Genomic DNA, 270 nt, shown 5'->3' on the forward strand with positions numbered 1-270 from the left:
ATTCGTATCGGCTTGCCATCATTATCCCAGCTAGCCTGACCTGCATCTAAAAACCAACGATAGTTTCCTTGTTTGGTTTTGATCCTGAATACTTCTGAATATCTTTCATTTTGGGTAAGGTGAAGGTGAAGTTTTTCAGAAACATTTTCCACATCATCAGGATGTACCATCTGCATAAATTCCTCAATGCCTTCATCCCTGGCTTCCTCTGAATTATAACCTAATAGTTTTTTCCAAATGGCAGAATACTGAATGGTGTTTTTTTTAATA

Annotated in this window: 1 protein-coding gene; it reads right to left on the reverse strand. The window is 37.0% G+C overall.

Going from position 1 to position 270, the window contains the following annotated elements; all coding sequences use genetic code 11:
- Window positions 1-270 (reverse strand): PAS domain-containing protein (locus P5683_RS26225; RefSeq protein ID WP_315669531.1); only part of this gene is annotated, 270 nt, incomplete at both ends.

This window comes from Limnospira sp. PMC 1279.21 (assembly GCF_032349615.1).
Taxonomy (GTDB): domain Bacteria; phylum Cyanobacteriota; class Cyanobacteriia; order Cyanobacteriales; family Microcoleaceae; genus Limnospira; species Limnospira fusiformis.